The sequence below is a fragment of the Actinomyces israelii genome, from assembly GCF_030253495.1.
GTDB classification, from domain to species: Bacteria; Actinomycetota; Actinomycetes; order Actinomycetales; family Actinomycetaceae; genus Actinomyces; species Actinomyces israelii.
This window is the reverse complement of the sequence record NZ_CP124548.1, coordinates 556047-570580: the sequence shown is the minus strand read 5'-3', so window position 1 is coordinate 570580 and position 14534 is coordinate 556047. Positions and strand designations below refer to the sequence as shown.

Sequence of the window (14534 nt, the reverse complement as noted above, 5' to 3'; positions counted from 1 at the left end):
TTCCCTGATAACGTCAAACACGAAAGAGGAGGCCCGTGGGATGAAGGATCACAAAGTTGACTGGGCGGGGCTGCGCGTCAGGGACGGTGTGGGGATGGATCCCGGCCCTATCAGGGACATGCTGCGCGCACCGGACTCGAGGTCGGGCGACGAGGCGTACTGGCGGATCGAGGGCACGGCGTTCTACTCCCACGAGCTTGAGGAGGCGAGTGAGCCGCTCACGCAGATCCTGGTCGATGCGGTGTGCGACGGGGACGGCACGCCTCTGGGGCTCGTGCTCGCCACGGACATGCTCGTGGAGATCACCTGCGGCTACACCTCCCCCCACGAGGAGGAGGTCGGCAATGCCGGTCTGGCCGACCGGTGCCGGGCCATCGTGCGCCGCCGCCTGCCCTGCCTGTACCGGCTGGTGGAGGACACCACCGACGACATCGTGCTGTCGCACCTCATCTGGATCGTGGGCCAGGTGGAGGACGACACCACCGCACGACGCGCCTTCCTGGAGAAGGTCTCTCACAGAGAGCTGGGAAAGCCGAGCAGGAACGCACTGCACTGGTGCCTCGTGGAGGAGTACGGCCAGGACCACCAGAAAGGAGACCAGGGCCCGGAGCACTCCGAACCACACTGATTGGTGCTGCGGCAGGATACGGGCGGCGGGCCCCTGCAAGGCGGCAGCCGGTGGTGGCAGGGCTCCGACGGCCCTCTTCGTCGACGCTGAGTCGCGATCTGCGCCCCGGCGGGCCGGCCCGGGCCTGGTGTCATCTTCTGCTGGGTCGTCGCGGGGATGACTGCGTGATCCTTTGCCTCCGATGGCTGCCGGGGCGTCATCTCCCGCGGTGCGGCGCCGTCGCCTCCTGGGGCCCGGCCCGCGGCAGCTGGCCTGGACGGGGGCGCCCCCGGCGACCAGGTCGCCTCCTGGGACCCCGCCACCGGCCAGACGGTGCCCGCCACCGTGAAACAGGTCTTCGTCCACCACGACGTACCCACCCTGCGCCTCACCACCACCAGCGGTACCATCACCACCACCAACCAACCCATCCTCGTCCACAACGACGGAACCGGAGGATGCGGAACCACAGGCAAAACACCAGAAGATGAACAGACATCTTTGCGGGCTCTTGCCAGACAAGTGAGAACTGCTGGCGATCATGAAGCGGCAATAAACCGGAGGACATTCGCCGTCGGAGAGGATAGCGCCGGAAAACTCTACGTGGGATCGAGTAATGGATTTGACAAAGGACAGGCAGATATGGCAGAAGAACTTGGCTTAACCCGGGTCCCGTCAAGACGGGACAAGGAAAATGGAGGCAGACGGATGCACGCCGAGGAGAACCTCGTTGCCGCCGTGCCCGATCTGAAAAGGATGGGAACGGATGTGCGGATGCCGCGTGACGGGACTCGCCCACGCGATCACAACTGCGAAGGCCTACTGCACTCGCACGGCATTGAAATTGAGAGGCAACACTATGACCGCATACGACGATCTCATTGACCGTTTGGCCGACAGGATAAATAGTCTTCCCCCTCGTAGGCAAGCCATTTTCTTTTGGTGTTCAGCCGAGGCGATCGCCCTTTACTCGGATGCAAGCTCTCTCGACACAGAGGAGCGGTTGGCGACAGAGTTGGCCTTGCGTGAGACAAAATACATTGTATTGAACTGGGGCGAAGAGCATGTGAAGGAAATCGCGGCATCAGTAAGGGCGCTTCTCGATAGGCCTCAGCCGGAATATAGCATCTCGATTGAATGTGCGTGGATGTGCCTAGGCTGCGTTGCACGCATTGCGTGCGACGACACGTATCGTCCAGGAATATCAGTAGAAATTGTTATTCGGCCGTCGATAGCCGCAGTAAGTGAGGAAATGTTTGGAGTGTATCAGATCGGAAGCGGCCCGGACGAGGAACGTCAGATCACCTTGATTCTCGCCAATCCTGAAGTCAAAGGAGCTGTACGTTATTGTCAGCAGGCCATTGCGACGCTCGAATCAAACGAACGGGACGAACTGGCGATGGAAATGCTTAAGCGAGAAGTACCAGCGCTCGTCCCCGTGAATAACATATAAATAACCGCAGCCTGGACTGCTGAGCGCGTCTCTGGCACTCCTGAAAGCCGTGTTTCACGGCTGCTCGATGGCGGCGCGCGTGGATGACACGACCCTGTTGAATTCTTTCTCCCATGGCAGGCGCTTTCCGTAGGGAGTCTTCTTGACGGAGGTCAGCGCGCCGTGGGCAGTGTAGGCGGTATCGGCTATCCAGTCAGCCCCGGCCAGGATCTGTGGAGTGAGTGGTTTTTCTCGGACAGTGGGGGCCCGGTGTTCTGGTGGGGGGATAGGGTGGAAGTGTGTTGAGAGCGTGGTGCTCGGATGAGCTCGGGGTTGCGGGTTGTGCGTGAGAGCGCGGGCGAAGGGGTCGGAGGATCGCGTCGGTGGCTGCTTGTCAATGGTCTGCCGGCCCAGAGGAGTGGTGAGCTGGGTGGGCGGGTAGTGCAGGGATCATTCCGCCGCCCAGGGGTGAGGAGGGTTTCCGCGGCGAGTCGGCTGAGACCCGGGGGGCTGCGCGCCGAGCTGCGCAACGCCAGGAGTGGCGGTGCGAGCTGTCTGAAAAAAGCAGTGGGGTATGGCTATGGCTGGAATTAAACAAAATGGCATTCTGGGGCGGCTGCTGCGGGATTCCTGGTTGGCGTCTGCGGAGCATCTGGTATAGGACTGCCTCGTGCGGATCGGCATGACGGACGAGGGGCGGGACATCCTCATCAGGTGGAAGAAGCGCTCGGACACCTACAAGCTTGTGAGAATGAGGGCGGAGGCGATTGTGTACGCTGCCCGTGGCGTTGGCCTGGATACTGTCGCGGAGATGGTCGAGCGGGCCGAGGGGAGGGTACGTGAGTGGCTGTCGCGGTGGCGGCAGGCCAGGCTGGGCTCCGTGGTAACCGGTCATGCCGTGGGCGGGAGCGCGGCGAGGCTCAAGCGGGCGCAGAAGGAGGAGCTGGAGGAGACCCTGAGGAGACCGCCGTCGGAGGCGGGCGCCGGGGCCGGCTTCTGGGACGTCCCGGCCCCTTGAGGACGTCGTGTCCATCAAGCTCCGGCGTCGAGTACAGGTCCGAGTCCTCCTATCGGCTGCTCATGCGCTTTCTGGGCATGAGTTTCAAGCTCCCCGACCCGTTCGAGGGGCGCCGCGACGAGAAGGCCATCGCCAGGCGGATGGCCCAGATCCGGCGCCAGGTCAACGATCTGCTCCAGGGCGGATGGGAGGCCTGGCGCCGTCGACGAGGTCCGCGCCCGCCACGAGGCCGAGACCCGACGCACGCGGCCCTCCCCAGGGGGAGGAGGGCAAGGCTGTACGTGGACCGTAAGAAGGTGAGCCGGTCGTTCTTCGGGGCACTGAGCCTGACGACCAAGAAGATGAGGATCTACCCCATCGAGGGAAACCAGGACGCCGAGCAGACCGCCCTCATGATGGGTCGCCTGGCGCGCGAGACCGATGAGGGGAAGAAGATCGCGGTGGTCCTGGACAACGCCAGGTTCCACCACGCCAAGGCTTTGAACGATCTTTATGCCCCTGGTCAGGCTCTGGAGCGCATCACGCCCATCTACATGCCCCCGTACGCCCCCGACCTTGGGTCCCACAGAACACGTGTGGAACGCCGCCAAGAACAATGTCGCCAACCTCCAGCGCGACACCCCGGAGAACACCTTCGCGCCCCTCACCGCCTACATCACCAACCGCACCTTCGACCACGACTTCGAGCACACCCCAGTCACACCGCCCCACACCGATCTTGTTTAATTCCAGCCATACAACATACTGGTGCCGCAGGTCAGCCACAATATTGACCCGCCCACGCTCAGTAGCCGCGGAAATCCCGTACAAGGAAGGTGCTCCATTACTTGGCGGACACCGAAGCGGGCCTCCCGCGATTCTCGCGCAGCCCTTCTGTTGGCTGGCGGAGGACAGCATCTTGGGCGCAAAAGCATCTACCTCCTCCTGGCTCCAGTCTTCAGGAAGGGCGATATTTCGACTCTCCCAGTCGGTCCACAACAAGTACTTTTCGGGAAGCGCTTCCAGGTCGACAGAGGTAGCGGAAGAACCTGTTGACGTCAGCACCTATCCTGCCCCCAGCTTCCGTAGCGCTTCCAGCTCCTCGCAGGACGGCAGGCTGTCGCGCTCATCGACCTGCGCGCAAATCAGCTCCAGTGAAATCTTGTACTCACCGTGAGCGATAAGACCAAGGGCTGTCGCCACGTCCCGTGGAGCCAACGCCCGGGCGGAATCCACGCTACCAGTGAGATCGTACATCAACCGGTGCTCGCACCTCCCACGCGGTCTATACTGCACGAGGCGGGGATGTTGCACCAAGCAGTCTTTGCCATCGTTCACCGCCATCGTTCACCGATAGGCGAAGCTAAACAAATCGTGTTGCTTATTTCTATTCACAGGGCTGCAGCTGGACCGCCGGGCGGAGGACCCACGCCTCCGCACCTGGAAAGGGGGCTCTAGGACCCCGACAGCAAGCACAACCGCACCATGACTTGCTCTAGACAAAGTCTAGGCACCACAATCTTGGTGTACGCAGAGCTGCAGGGAGGCTGCCGTGAACTACACAGCGACGTCACGCTCAGACCCGCCGCCGACGTCGAGGAGGACGACGTGATCGACGGACTCATGGAGGCCCAAACCGACTACCACCCTGCGGCCAAGTCCCGCGCCGGGGCGCCGGGCGCGTGGGCGTTACCAAGGCCGCCGGACACCTCGGCCCGCCTCCTCAGACCGTGCCGGGTCACCGCCGGAACCCTGCCCGGCACGAGGATCTGCCGCAACTGGGCCGTGCCCGCCACCACCCTGCCCGGCTGAGCCGTCCCGGTCACGGACAGCTCCGGCCCGGGCCCCGACAACCGCCCTGCTCCCGGCCCCGTCCGCGGGGAGCGCCCATAACCTCGCACAGTACGACTCACCGCCGAGGAGGACCGATGATGAGCACGGACCCGTACTTCCCCTTCCGCCCCGACGTGTGGTGGCCCGACCTGTTCGAGCCGCTGAGCCAGGCCGAGCGCGAGGAGCTCATCAACGGCCTGGCGATCAGCTGGCACGAGGGCTGGGTGCCCAACCGCGCCGACGTCGAGGACCACCTCGCTGTAGACAGAGGTGAGCTCACCGCCCTGCAGGCGGCTCTGCGGAGTGCTGACCGCACCTCGGCGCCTGTCGCCGTTCGTGCCTGGGCAGCCCGGCCGGCGCGAGCACTCCCACCCGGAGAGGCGATCGTCAAGTGCCCCGGCAGCGTCCAGGGGAATGCTGTGCGAACCTCCGAGTGAGCGTGGTGAGACGCGCCCGAGCCCTATCGGGTACTCGCTGAGCCTTGAGCGCCGGAAGGCTCTCACCCGCAGTCCTGGGCTCGTCGCCCCCACCCGGGACGCGGCCGAGGCGGGTGGTGCCGGTGAGCTTCTCCAGAGCCCCGTTGGCGTCCCCGTCCAGACCGCCTACAGCGCAGTCCCAGGGGACGACGACGGCGCTGTCCCACAGGCCGCGACCCCACGAGGGTCCGCGCCCCGAACCCTGCCGCAGCACCGGCTGACGCAGAAGCCGCGGACGGCAGCACAGACGCGAGGCCGCCCGGGACGACTCAGCAGATGCGCGCCCCTTACCGCCGCCTCACTGTCCTACGACGGCACCGGCAGAATCTCAGCGCGGCTCGGAGCGCTCCGGACCCTGATCAAGAAAGGCGCCGACGCCGGCCCTCCGCGGACGGCGCACGGCCCTCCGCGGCCGGCGGCCACCGTAAGAACGCGCCCGGCGGCGCGGCGCCGTCGTCGTCCCCGGAGACCCGCCCCGCCGAAGGGCCGAATGGGCCAGGAGAGCCGGAGTCAGTCAGGAGAAGCCGAGGAGCCGGGATCCGCCGTCGAGGCCTCCACCACCAGCTCGACGCGCTCGGCCAGCACGGCCACCTGCCGCTGGAGGTCCTCGACCTGCGCGCGCGTCGCGGCCTCCTGCTCGGCGCTCTCCTCGGCCACCAGCGAGATGACCCAGGAGGCGAGCGTGGCCGTGACGACCCCGGCCAGCGCGACGCCGCCGACCATGAGCAGCACCGCCGCGCACCTGCCCACCGCCGTCACGGGGGCCAGGTCGCCGTACCCGATGGTCGTGATGGTCACCAGCGACCACCACACCGCCTCGCCGAACGTGGTGATCGGCGTTCCGGGCGCGCCCCGCTCGGCGTCGAGCACCGCCAGGGAGGACAGGAGGACGAGCAGGCTCACCCCGCCCGCCGTGTACGCCGTGATCCGCCCGCGCAGCGCGGTGCCGGCACTGCGGTGCAGCACCCCCAGCAGGGCGACCAGCCGCAGCAGCCGCAACGGCCTGAGCACGGGCAGGGCGACGACGGCGAGGTCCGCCAGGTGCCGGACGAACCACCGGCCGCGGTCCGGGGCGCACACCAGCCGCCCCGCGTAGTCCACGGCGAAGACCGCCCAGACCACGTTCATCGCCAGCTCGGCGGCCTGCCGCCCCGCACCACGCAGGTCGGCGATCACCTCCCACGCGTAGGCGACCAGGAAGATGAGCGCGGCGGCCGTCAGCGGCCACTCGGACACGCGCTCCCACCTGCGCAGGCAAGTGCCGCGGCTTCGCTCCGACATACCGCCCATGGTAGACGACGGCGAACGCGGCGAGTTGACACGCGACGGAGGCGGCCCTATGCTCCCACCATTCTTCCGCGACTCGGAAAAACAAGAGATTGGACCGACGACGATGTCCGGCACCTCCAGGACCCTCCGCTCGAGCAACAGGCACGCCTTCCTGCGCACGCTCCTCCGCGGCACCCCCATGGCCCGCTCCGACGTCGCCGACGCCACGGGGCTGAGCACCTCCACGGTCTCGAGCATCGCCACCGAGCTCCTGGAGGACGGCACGCTCGTCGAGACCGGCACCGCCGCCAGGACCCGCGGCCGCCCCAAGGTCCTCCTCGCGCTCAACGATGCCCTCGGCACGATCCTCACCGTCCGCGTCCGCCGTCAGGGCGTGTCCCTCGTCCGCTTCTCCCTCGCCCTGGAGGCCGATCAGGAGCAGCGCCTGTGCGACTTCCTGCCCGACGGCAACCGCATCCACGACCTCATCACCGAGGCGGTCCGGAGCGCCCAGAGCGACACGCTCGCCATCGGGCTCGTCCTCGAGGACGACCTGCGCAGCTCCGACGTCGCCGTCATGTTCTCCACGACGCTGTCCGCCGACTCCATCGGGCTGGCCGACCTGCTGCGGGCCGAGCTCCGCGTCCCGGTCATGATCGAGCGCGTCGGGCACCTCATCGCCACCAGCGACGTCCTGGCCAGGACCCTGACGCCGGTGGAGCGCAAGAACCACGTCCTCGTCCAGGAGGCGTCCGCCAGCGCCGTCCTCGTGCAGCACGGCAGGCCGTTCCCCCTGGCCTCGCCCACCGTCGTCGACCTGCGGCCCGCCGAGGCCTTCCTCGCCGACCGCGCGCCCGCCGGCAGCGGCGAGGCCGACCGCGCGCCCGCCCTCCTCCAGGCGCTGTTCATCCTCATCTCCTACTTCCCCGTCGCCGCCGCCGTCATCCAGTCCGAGACCTGGGCCGGCGCGACGGCGATGCACCTGGAGGACCACTGGCGCCGCATGCCGTGGGCGGGCGAGCCGCCCCGGATCGTCGTCATCTCCTCGCCCGACCCGCTCGCCAGGCTGCGCCTGCTCGCCTCGCGCGCCCGCGAGCAGGCCCTCCTGACCCCCTGACGAGCGGGCCTCCCGGCCCCCGCCGCCCGCTCCCATCCCACACCGACCCGCAGAAAGGTCCACGGAAAGCCATGCCCGATTTCACCAGCCTCATCCGCGACGGCGCGCTCTCGCTCGTCGTCTCCCTGCCCCGCAACGACCTCGACCTGGCACGGGCGGCGCTCGACGCCGGCGCCGACGCCATCAAGGTCCACGCCAACGTCTGGCACCGCGCCAGCGGGAACACGTTCGGCTCCCTGGAGGACAACCGCTCCTTCCTGCACGACCTCATCACGGTCGCCCAAGGCCGCCCCGTCGGCCTGGTGCCCGGGGCCCGCGACTCCTTCATCACGCCCCGGGAGCTCAGGGAGCTGGAGGACATGGGCCTGAGCTTCTTCTCCGCCTACGCCGACGACTGCCCCCCGTTCATGCTCGCGTCGTCCCTGACCCGGATGCTCGCCATCCACGACACCTACACCCGCGCCGACCTCATCGGCCTGCACGACTGGGACCGCGTCGACGTCGTCGAGGCGTCGATCATCAACGGCGAGGAGTACGGCTCGCCGCTCAGCGTCACCGACCTCCTGCGGTACCGCTCCATCGTGCGCACGACCGGCAAGCCCGTCCTCGTGCCCACCCAGCGCGCGATCGACCCCGACGACGTCTGGGCGCTCCGGGCCGCGGGGTGCGGCGCCGTCATGATCGGCGCCATGGTCATGAAGGGCGCCGGCGCGTCCTGCGTGGCCGAGGCCACCCGCTCCTTCCGGCGCGCGATCGACTCGATCTGACACCCCATCCAATCCATCCCCAACAACTCCCGAAGGACACTCACCATGTGGCAGGGAATCATTATTATCCTTGTCTTCCTCGCAATCACCGCCCTCATGATCACGCGGAAGATCCCCACGCTCGTCGCCCTCCCGCTGCTCGCCGTGCTCATCGCCGTCGTCGCGGGCGTCCCGCTCATCGCCTCGGACGCCCCGGATAAACCCACCGGGGTGCTCAACGGCATTGTCGAGCAGGGCGCCATCCGCATGGCGGCGGCCTACTGCGCCGTCATCTTCGGATCCTGGCTCGGCCAGCTCCTCAACCGCACGGGCGTCACGGAGACCATTATCAAGAAGTCGGCCGAGCTCGGCGGCGACCGCCCGCTCGTGGCCGTCCTCCTCCTGTCCGCCGTGACCGCCCTGCTCTTCACCGTCCTGTCCGGCCTGGGATCGATCATTATGGTGGGAACGATCGTCCTGCCGATCTTCATCTCGATCGGCATTCCGGCGGCGACGGCGGGATGCATCTTCCTCATGGCGTTCGCCACCGGGCTCGCGCTCAATGTCGCGAACTGGCAGACATTCGCCTCCATCTTCAACGTCCCGATCAGCGACATCCGCAACTTCGAGATCATTATGGCGGGCGCCACCGCCCTGATGACGATCGCCTTCATCCTCATCCAGTTCCGCCGCCACGGCCTGCGGCTCGGCTTCTCGGCCCCGGAGCCGGACGACGACGACAAGCCGACCATCACCGGCTGGCGGGCGCCGCTGGCCATGATGACGCCCCTCGTCCCGATCGTCCTGGTCGCCGCGCTCGGGGTGCCGATCCTGACCTCATTCACCGTCGCCATCATCTGGGTGCTCCTGGTGACCCAGCGCTCCTTCACCAGGGCGATGAACACGCTCACCCGCACCTGCTACGACGGGATCACCGACGCCGCCCCGGCCGTCATCCTCATGATCGGCATCGGCATGCTGTACCTGTCCGTCACCCACCCCGTCGTCAAGGCGGTCCTCTCCCCCATGATGACGACGCTCACCCCGCACTCCCCGGTGGTCTTCGCCGTCTTCTTCGCCGTGCTGGCCCCGCTGGCCCTCTACCGCGGGCCGCTCAACCTCTTCGGGCTGGGCTCCGGGATCGCCGCACTCATGAGCGCCTCCGGTCTCCTGCCGGTCCAGGCGGTCATGGGGGGCTTCCTGTCGGCGGAGCGCATCCAGGGCGTCGGCGACCCCACGAACACCCAGAACGTGTGGGTGTCGAACTTCGTGGGCGTCGACGTCAACACGGTCACCAAGACGCTCCTGCCCTACCTGTGGGCGACGTCGGCCATCGGCTCGATCACGGCCGCGGCCCTGTACTTCTAGTACCTCTGAAACCTCCGAATACCTCTAGAACCACCTCTGCCCCTCCGCGGGTCGGGGCCCGCCCACCGCGAGGCGGGCCCCGAGCCGGGGCACCCACCAAGGAGATGCATCCATGAAGGTGCGCATCGGCATCGACGTCGGCGGCACGTTCACCGACGCCGTCGCGATAGACGACACGACATTCGAGCTCGTCGGCTCTGTCAAGGTCCCGACGACCCACACGGCGCGCGAGGGGGTGGCGGCAGGGATCATCGAGTCCCTCCACCGGCTCATGGACAGCGCGGGCCTGAGCGCCGACCAGGTGGTCTTCATCGCCCACGGCACGACCCAGGCGACCAATGCGCTGCTGGAGGGCGACGTCTCCCCGGTCGGCATTATCACGCTGGGGTCGGGGATCGAGGGCGTCAAGGCCCGGGCCGACACGCAGATGGGAGTCCTCGAGCTCGCCCCCGGGAAGACCCTGAAGACCTCGAACGAGTACATCGACAGGTCTGCCGCCACCGACCTGCCCGAGGCCATCGACGCCGCCATCGAGCGCCTGTGCTCCGCCGGAGCGAGCTCCATCGTGGCCGCCGAGGCGTTCAGCGTCGACGACGGCTCCGGGGAGGGCCTCGTCACCGAGCGCGGCAACCGGGCCGGGCTGCCGTCCACGGCGACCAACGAGATCTCCAAGCTGTACGGGCTCAAGACGCGCACGCGCACCGCCGTCGTCAACGCCTCGATCATGCCCCGGATGCTCCAGACGGCCGCCATGACCGAGTCCGCCATCAAGGCCGCGAGCATCACCTCGCCGCTCATGGTGATGCGCTGCGACGGGGGCGTCATGACGGTGGACGAGGTGCGGCGCCGCCCCATCCTGACGATCCTGTCGGGACCGGCCGCCGGCGTCGCCGGGGCGCTCATGTACGAGCGCCTCACGGACGGCCTGTTCTTCGAGGTCGGCGGCACCTCGACGGACATCTCCTGCGTCAAGGACGGCAGGGTCCAGGTCGCCTACTCCCAGGTCGGGGGCCACAAGACCTACCTGTCGAGCCTGGACGTGCGCACCGTCGGCGTCGGGGGCGGCTCCATGGTCGAGGTCTCCGGCGGGCGGCCCGTGGCGACCGGACCTCGCTCGGCCCACATCGCCGGCCTGGAGTACGAGGTCTACAGCCCCCCGCTCACCGACCCCGTGCTCATCGAGGTCCGCCCCCTTGCGGGGGACCCCGCCTACGCCGCTGTCCGCGGCGCCGACGGGTCGCGACGGGCGCTCACGCTCGCGGGCGCCGCCAATATCGCCGGGCTGGTCCCGGCCTCCGACTACGCGCACGGCGACGCCGAGGCCGCCCGCACCGCCTGGAGGCCGCTGGCCAGCTCCATGGGCGTGTCCGTCGAGGACGCCGCCCGCACGGCGCTGGAGCTCGCCAGCGCCAAGAACCGGGCCGTGGCGCAGGCGCTCATGCGCGAGTACGGCATGGACCCGCGCACGACGGTCTTCATCGGGGGCGGGGGCGGTGCATCGACCGCGGTCCCCCACCTGGCGGGCGAGATGGGCGTCCAGTTCCGGACGGCGCGCAACGCCGCGGTCATCTCCCCGATCGGCGTCGCACTGGCGATGGTGCGCGACACCGTCGAGCGGACCGTCGTCGACCCCACCGAGGACGACATCGTCCGCATCCGCAACGAGGCCCGGGGCCGGGCCGAGCGCTCCGGCGCGGCCCCCGGCACCATCGAGGTCACCGTGGAGGTGGACACCCAGCGCAACCTCGTCCGCGCCGTGGCGGTGGGCGCCACCGAGATGCGGTCCGGGGACCGCTCGCGCCAGGCGCTCGACGACGCCGAGCTGGTGCGCCGGGTCGCGGACAACCTCGGCGCGGCCCCCGATGCCTGCACCGTCCTGGGCGCGACCGCCACCCTGCGGGCGGTTCGCGGCCGCGTCGCGCGGCCGCGGCTGCTCGGCCTGATCAAGCGGTTCACCACCCCGCTGCGGGTCATCGACACCGACGGCGTCATCCGGCTGCAGAAGAGCGGGGGGAACGTGTTCCCCACAACCGCGGGCGCCTGGGAGCCGGTGGTCCGGCGCCGGGTCGACGAGGCCGTCGAGTACAACGACGGCGGCGCGAGCCTCCCCAACACCTACGTGCTGATCGGCAAGCGGATCGTGGACCTGTCGGGAATGCGCAGCGTCGAGCAGCTGACTGCGCTCGCCCGCGCCGAGCTCGCGGGCCTGGCCCCCGATGAGCCGGTCGTCGTCATCGTCACGGGACGCACGGACTGATGCGCCCAGCCCCCGCCCCGCCACGCGTTCCCGCCGCGCGCCCTGGCGGCGTCGCAGGCCCGCCCGCCGCGGCCCCCGGCGCCGCGGACCCGCTCGCCGCCCTGCCGGACTCGCGCTTCCCCCTGCCCTCGCGCCGCCTCGCGCGCGCCGAGGTGCGCGCCGACCCCGCCCTGAGGCGCACCGGCGTCGCCGCCCGCGACCGCCTGGGCGATCTCGCGTTCGACCTGGGGGAGCGGGCCGCGCTCCACCTCCTCGGCGACGAGCCCTCCGAGGAGGCGCTCCGCAAGCTGCTGAGCCGCACGGGCGGCGGGGTGCGGCACGGCACCGGCGGCGTCGCGGCCGGCGTCGTGCGCTTCGGCGACTACTCGCCGCGCACGGGCGGAATCACGCTCTTCGACGACACGACCGCCGAGTACGCGCGCAGGAACGGGCTGACGCCGCGGGAGGCCGCCCTGGTCGTTCTCGCCCACGAGACCCTCCACCACCTCGACGCGGCGGGGCTGGTCGAGCTTCCGCAGGTCGAGCCGCGCAAGCGGGCTCCGCGATGGCTGCGGCTGCGCGGGGCCCGGCCCCGGTCGCTGCCGGAGGCGGCCGCGCACGGGTTCGCCTCACGATTCCTTCCCGCTGATATTCAGGAGCAGGTGACATGGTTGGTTTGACCAGTACGACGACGGACAGCGCCGCCCCGCAGCGGCGGCCCTCGCTGTCCGAGACCTGGGACGTGATCGTCGTGGGCGGGGGCCCGGGAGGGGTCTCCGCGGCGGTCGCCGCCGCCAGGACGGGCGCCAGGACCCTTCTCATTGAGCAGTGCGGGTACCTGGGAGGAGCGCTCACGGCCATGGGCGTCAGCCCCATGATGACGTTCCACGCCGGGGGCACCCAGGTGGTGCGGGGCATCCCGGCCGAGGTGGTCGAGCGCCTGGTCGCCCGGGGCTGGTCCCCCGGGCACATCGAGGACCCGGTGGGGTTCGCCTCGTCGGTGACGCCCTTCGCCCCCGAGGGGCTCAAGATCGTCCTCGACGAGATCTGCGAGGAGTCGGGGGTGGCCGTCCTGTTCCACTCGACCCTCATCGACTGCATCGCCGACGACTCGCTGGTCCGGGCCATTCGCGTCACGTCCAAGCGGGGCCCGATGACGCTGCGGGCGCACGTGTTCGTGGACGCGACGGGGGACGCGGACCTCGCCGCCGCGGCCGGGGTGCCGACGCGCCAGGGCCGGGACGGGGACGGGGCCACTCAGCCGATGACAATGAACCTCAAGGTCTACGGGGTGGACTCCCGGGTGCTGGACGAGTTCCAGCGGCTGCATCCCGACCAGACCTACCAGGGCGACGGCGCCCGCGTGGCGAGGTCCGCGCGCTCGGGCATCTCCGGCGCCTACCGGATCCTGGCGGAGGCCAGGTCCCGGGGCGACCTGTCCTACGAGCGCGAGGCCGTCCTGGCCTTCGAGGGCGCCGTGCCCGGGGAGTTCACCATCAATATGTCCCGCATCGCGGGCCTCGACCCCACCGACCCCCTCGAGCGCTCCCGGGCGGAGGTCATCGGCCGGCGCCAGGCCGATGAGACGGTCCGCTTCCTGCGCGCGCACGTGCCGGGGTTCGAGCACTGCCGGCTCATGGGCACGGGCCCGAGCATCGGGGTGCGCGAGTCCCGGAGGATCCGCGGCATGCACGAGCTCACCGCCCGCGAGCTCGTGACGAACACGATGTTCGACGACGCGGTGTCGATGGGCGGCTACCCGATCGACCTCCATGACCCGGACGGCAGGTCCACCACCCACTACGTGTCGCTGCGGGAGGGCTCGTGGTACTCGATCCCCTACCGGAGCCTCGTGCCGCGCGAGCTCGGCAACCTGATCGTCGCCGGGCGGTGCCTGTCGGCGACCCAGGACGCCCTGGCGGCCGTCCGCGTGACACCGGTCGTCATGGGCTTCAGTCAGGCCTCGGGAACCGCCGCCGCCCTGGCGGCGCGCACCGACGCCGTCACGGACCTGCGAACCCTGGACGCCACGGCCCTGAGAACTCGGCTGACGGCGGACGGCGTCTTCCTGGACGCCTACCGCGAACGGCGCGGCTGAGGGCGCCCGGCCTGATGCCGGTCCGGAGCCGGCCCAGCGTCCGCCGGGTGCAGCCGTGTCCCGAAAAGTGATCATCCCACGCACTTTTAACGTCCTGCATCGCCTGGCCCGCGCAACGAAACCGCGGAATCATGGCGATTCCTGTCGCGTCCGAGGCCGTCGATCGTCTTAATACTGCGTGGGATGATCACTTTTCGTGGCAGCAGGGGCGATCGGCAGGGTTCCACAAGCCTCTGCAGGCGCTCGCAAGACGCCGCATTCGCCCCGCGTGCACCCGCGCCTCTCCTTGTGGTCGCCGGGCATGACCCCCGGGCCGCGTTCGCCCCCATGTGCCCGCGCCTCTCCTTCTGCGCGC

The 14534-nt window shown here is 69.1% G+C and carries 15 protein-coding genes and 1 pseudogene; 14 read left to right on the top strand and 2 right to left on the bottom strand.

What is annotated here, in order from left to right; all coding sequences use genetic code 11:
- The first annotated feature begins 40 nt into the window (after nt 1-40).
- The 6 genes and pseudogenes from AIF0345_RS02205 to AIF0345_RS02185 all read left to right on the top strand — a co-directional run bounded on the left by AIF0345_RS02205 (nt 41) and on the right by AIF0345_RS02185 (nt 3783).
- Nucleotides 41-628, top strand: a complete 588-nt coding sequence (locus tag AIF0345_RS02205) for a hypothetical protein (protein ID WP_285296991.1) — start codon at nt 41-43, stop codon at nt 626-628.
- A gap of 324 nt (nt 629-952) precedes the next feature.
- Nucleotides 953-1492 (top strand): hypothetical protein, encoded by a 540-nt coding sequence (locus AIF0345_RS02200; RefSeq protein ID WP_285296990.1) that lies wholly within the window; start codon nt 953-955, stop codon nt 1490-1492.
- Nucleotides 1467-2060, top strand: coding sequence for a hypothetical protein (locus AIF0345_RS02195; protein ID WP_285296989.1), 594 nt, complete (start codon nt 1467-1469; stop codon nt 2058-2060). Before AIF0345_RS02200 ends, AIF0345_RS02195 begins: the two co-directional genes overlap by 26 nt.
- 649 nt (nt 2061-2709) lie before the next feature.
- Nucleotides 2710-3057 carry a helix-turn-helix domain-containing protein gene (locus tag AIF0345_RS02190; protein ID WP_285296988.1) on the top strand — a complete coding sequence of 116 codons (348 nt, stop codon included), beginning with the start codon at nt 2710-2712 and terminating at the stop codon, nt 3055-3057.
- A 62-nt stretch (nt 3058-3119) separates the two neighbouring features.
- Nucleotides 3120-3554 (top strand): annotated as a pseudogene (locus tag AIF0345_RS16575) (transposase); the annotation flags it as partial.
- Between the two features lie 58 nt (nt 3555-3612).
- Nucleotides 3613-3783 (top strand): hypothetical protein, encoded by a 171-nt coding sequence (locus AIF0345_RS02185; RefSeq protein ID WP_285296987.1) that lies wholly within the window; start codon nt 3613-3615, stop codon nt 3781-3783.
- Nucleotides 3784-4101: 318 nt separating this feature from the next.
- Here the strand turns inward: AIF0345_RS02185 and AIF0345_RS16570 are convergent, their stop codons facing one another.
- Nucleotides 4102-4293: a MafI family immunity protein gene (locus AIF0345_RS16570; protein WP_353962055.1), complete on the bottom strand. Its 192-nt coding sequence runs from the start codon at nt 4291-4293 to the stop codon at nt 4102-4104.
- Nucleotides 4294-4560: 267 nt separating this feature from the next.
- Here AIF0345_RS16570 and AIF0345_RS02180 point away from each other — a divergent pair, with 267 nt between their 5' ends.
- On the top strand, nt 4561-4848 hold the full coding sequence (locus AIF0345_RS02180; protein ID WP_285296986.1) for a hypothetical protein: 288 nt from the start codon (nt 4561-4563) through the stop codon (nt 4846-4848).
- A gap of 116 nt (nt 4849-4964) precedes the next feature.
- The gene (locus tag AIF0345_RS02175) at nt 4965-5306 is read left to right on the top strand and encodes a hypothetical protein (RefSeq protein ID WP_285296985.1); all 342 of its coding nucleotides are present in this window, start codon (nt 4965-4967) and stop codon (nt 5304-5306) included.
- 549 nt (nt 5307-5855) lie between these two features.
- Here AIF0345_RS02175 and AIF0345_RS02170 read toward each other — a convergent pair.
- A complete protein-coding gene (locus AIF0345_RS02170; RefSeq protein ID WP_285296984.1) occupies nt 5856-6626 on the bottom strand; it encodes a potassium channel family protein in 771 nt (256 codons plus the stop codon).
- Between the two features lie 58 nt (nt 6627-6684).
- On the opposite strand from AIF0345_RS02170, the gene AIF0345_RS02165 reads away from it, so the two are divergent.
- From AIF0345_RS02165 to AIF0345_RS02140, 6 genes are all read left to right on the top strand, one after another.
- On the top strand, nt 6685-7731 hold the full coding sequence (locus tag AIF0345_RS02165) for a hypothetical protein (RefSeq protein WP_285296983.1): 1047 nt from the start codon (nt 6685-6687) through the stop codon (nt 7729-7731).
- A 71-nt stretch (nt 7732-7802) separates the two neighbouring features.
- A complete protein-coding gene (locus tag AIF0345_RS02160) occupies nt 7803-8498 on the top strand; it encodes a hypothetical protein (RefSeq protein WP_285296982.1) in 696 nt (231 codons plus the stop codon).
- A 45-nt stretch (nt 8499-8543) separates the two neighbouring features.
- The gene (locus AIF0345_RS02155; protein WP_268918734.1) at nt 8544-9845 is read left to right on the top strand and encodes a C4-dicarboxylate ABC transporter; all 1302 of its coding nucleotides are present in this window, start codon (nt 8544-8546) and stop codon (nt 9843-9845) included.
- Nucleotides 9846-9957: 112 nt separating this feature from the next.
- Nucleotides 9958-12102, top strand: coding sequence for a hydantoinase/oxoprolinase family protein (locus AIF0345_RS02150; protein ID WP_268918735.1), 2145 nt, complete (start codon nt 9958-9960; stop codon nt 12100-12102).
- Nucleotides 12102-12761, top strand: a complete 660-nt coding sequence (locus tag AIF0345_RS02145) for a hypothetical protein (RefSeq protein WP_273167263.1) — start codon at nt 12102-12104, stop codon at nt 12759-12761. Before AIF0345_RS02150 ends, AIF0345_RS02145 begins: the two co-directional genes overlap by 1 nt.
- Nucleotides 12749-14179 (top strand): FAD-dependent oxidoreductase, encoded by a 1431-nt coding sequence (locus AIF0345_RS02140; RefSeq protein WP_285296981.1) that lies wholly within the window; start codon nt 12749-12751, stop codon nt 14177-14179. The genes AIF0345_RS02145 and AIF0345_RS02140 overlap by 13 nt, the downstream gene beginning before the upstream one ends.
- Nucleotides 14180-14534 lie beyond the last annotated feature (355 nt).

Excerpts from the sequence above, each read along its gene's own strand:
- AIF0345_RS02205 (WP_285296991.1), top strand. The coding sequence starts at position 41 with ATGAAGGATCACAAAGTTGACTGGGCGGGGCTGCGCGTCAGGGACGGT.
- AIF0345_RS02195 (WP_285296989.1), top strand. The coding sequence starts at position 1,467 with ATGACCGCATACGACGATCTCATTGACCGTTTGGCCGACAGGATAAAT.
- AIF0345_RS16570 (WP_353962055.1), bottom strand. The coding sequence starts at position 4,293 with ATGTACGATCTCACTGGTAGCGTGGATTCCGCCCGGGCGTTGGCTCCA.
- AIF0345_RS02175 (WP_285296985.1), top strand. The coding sequence starts at position 4,965 with ATGATGAGCACGGACCCGTACTTCCCCTTCCGCCCCGACGTGTGGTGG.
- AIF0345_RS02170 (WP_285296984.1), bottom strand. The coding sequence starts at position 6,626 with ATGTCGGAGCGAAGCCGCGGCACTTGCCTGCGCAGGTGGGAGCGCGTG.
- AIF0345_RS02165 (WP_285296983.1), top strand. The coding sequence starts at position 6,685 with ATGCTCCCACCATTCTTCCGCGACTCGGAAAAACAAGAGATTGGACCG.
- AIF0345_RS02160 (WP_285296982.1), top strand. The coding sequence starts at position 7,803 with ATGCCCGATTTCACCAGCCTCATCCGCGACGGCGCGCTCTCGCTCGTC.
- AIF0345_RS02155 (WP_268918734.1), top strand. The coding sequence starts at position 8,544 with ATGTGGCAGGGAATCATTATTATCCTTGTCTTCCTCGCAATCACCGCC.
- AIF0345_RS02150 (WP_268918735.1), top strand. The coding sequence starts at position 9,958 with ATGAAGGTGCGCATCGGCATCGACGTCGGCGGCACGTTCACCGACGCC.
- AIF0345_RS02145 (WP_273167263.1), top strand. The coding sequence starts at position 12,102 with ATGCGCCCAGCCCCCGCCCCGCCACGCGTTCCCGCCGCGCGCCCTGGC.
- AIF0345_RS02140 (WP_285296981.1), top strand. The coding sequence starts at position 12,749 with ATGGTTGGTTTGACCAGTACGACGACGGACAGCGCCGCCCCGCAGCGG.